Here is a 1,556-nt window from a genome sequence, read left to right as displayed (position 1 = left end):
GGTAGCATAAAATTCGTGCATCCGTGGACTCATCCCAGTAGTAGGATTCCATCGCGTCATGTTCGTCCTGCCATGTGGTGAGTTGGCGGTAGCTGTACCAGTTACCTGTGGCGCGCCACACTGAGCGTACTGACGCATAGTGTTTACTGGCACCCAGCAAAGCTGCCATTTCATCGCGTTCTTTTATTGCCCTGTTTGCGATGCGCTGGTAAACAGCATTACGCTGGCAGGCGGTGGCTTCCCGTTTTTCGCTGATCTGCGCTTTGGTGCGTACAGCTTCATCGCGCTCGAAAGTAATCAACTGAACAGCCTTGCGCTCCTTGCCCCATGCGATCGCCGCTTCTGCCGGGTCGAGGAAGTTTGGTAGGCCAAGATCCACAGGGGATTTTTGTTCGCGTAAGCGGAAGTAGTTATCTTCCAGTGCCTCATACCATTCCCACGCCTGGTCGGTCTCCAGCATCTTGGCGTGACGGGAGGCCCCTCGCTCACTCCAGAGGGTGAGGCTAGTTGTATGTTTATTAACCGCGTCGCTAAAAGATACGCAGTTCTTAAGTTGTTGTAATCCTTTACCTTCGAGGGTGAAATAGTGCTTTCCTTGAGTAAAACGCTCTTTATTGCGGTTAAAATTCTGACGAATTCGCGCAGAATCCGTCCCGTACCCTTGAGCTAGTAGCTCGGTTGTAATCACGCGCTGGCCCTGATATTCGATAACGGGCAATTGGGTATTCTGGATAGCGATAGTTTTGCTCATAGCAATGTCTCCATATTAAACGGATGTGGTTATCAGAGGGATAACTTGCAAAATTTTGCAGATTGGCGGTCAGATCGCTTACACTTGGCTTAACGCAGGAGGATTTCCCATGGGCCAAGTTGCATTTGATACATTGCAGGCATCGGAAGAGCTTGAGACTGCTGGCATTTCCAGAGAGCAGGCGCGGGCGATCTCGCTCGTTGTACGCAAGTCTCATGAGGTGGCGGATGTGGCTACAAAGGCTGATATTGCCGAGGTAAAGCGCGATATCGCTGATGTCCGTAAGGACCTATCCGCAGAGATAGCCGATGTCCGTAAGGACATGGAAGCTCGCTTCGAGAAGAACGAAGCTCAGATGCAGGCTCGCTTCGAGAAAACTGAAGCTCAGATAACCTTACTCCGTAAAGATGTTGAACATACTGCAAATGGATTATTGATAAAACTGAGTGCTGTGATTCTCGCTATCGCCGGTCTGGCATCAACCATTGTCACGGTGGTAATTAAACTGCTTTGATTTTACCCCCCTTCCTGCGTCAGGCGGCTAACCTGTTTGCGCAGCCGCCTGTTGTCTTCCGCCATATACCCAATCACCGCCCTGAGCGTCTGCGTTTCCCAGTCCTCGTTAGGCTGTCTGCCCAGACTGACCAGATAGCGTGCATCGTCTATACTCTCGCCGCCGTTGGTGATGGCGACGACCTCGCCCATATTGGGGTGTCTGAAGGTCAGCACCCGTGCGTTATCCAGTTTCATTGAATACCCTCCATATTTTTGCTGTCCAGCACAACCACGGTAAAACCCAGCGCGC

At 51.4% G+C, this 1,556-nt stretch carries 3 protein-coding genes; 1 reads left to right on the top strand and 2 read right to left on the bottom strand.

All coding sequences use genetic code 11. From position 1 onward, the window contains the following. On the bottom strand, nucleotides 1-751 hold a 751-nt coding region (locus QZ506_RS10245; RefSeq protein ID WP_291970889.1), incomplete at its 3' end, for an ORF6N domain-containing protein. Between the two features lie 109 nt (nucleotides 752-860). Here QZ506_RS10245 and QZ506_RS10240 point away from each other — a divergent pair. Next, nucleotides 861-1,265, top strand: a complete 405-nt coding sequence (locus QZ506_RS10240; RefSeq protein WP_291970887.1) for a hypothetical protein — start codon at nucleotides 861-863, stop codon at nucleotides 1,263-1,265. Nucleotides 1,266-1,267: 2 nt separating this feature from the next. On the opposite strand, the gene QZ506_RS10235 is transcribed toward QZ506_RS10240, so the two are convergent. Continuing rightward, the coding region (locus QZ506_RS10235) for a hypothetical protein (protein ID WP_291970885.1) at nucleotides 1,268-1,556 on the bottom strand (289 nt) is incomplete at its 5' end.

The organism is Candidatus Symbiopectobacterium sp. (assembly GCF_020054415.1).
In the GTDB taxonomy this organism is placed as follows: domain Bacteria; phylum Pseudomonadota; class Gammaproteobacteria; order Enterobacterales; family Enterobacteriaceae; genus Symbiopectobacterium.
Note: the sequence above shows the minus strand (reverse complement) of the source record. Positions and strands in the feature narration are given on the sequence as shown.

What these genes read in the sequence shown, in the direction of transcription:
- QZ506_RS10240 (WP_291970887.1), top strand. Translation starts at nt 861, where the DNA reads ATGGGCCAAGTTGCATTTGATACATTGCAGGCATCGGAAGAGCTTGAG.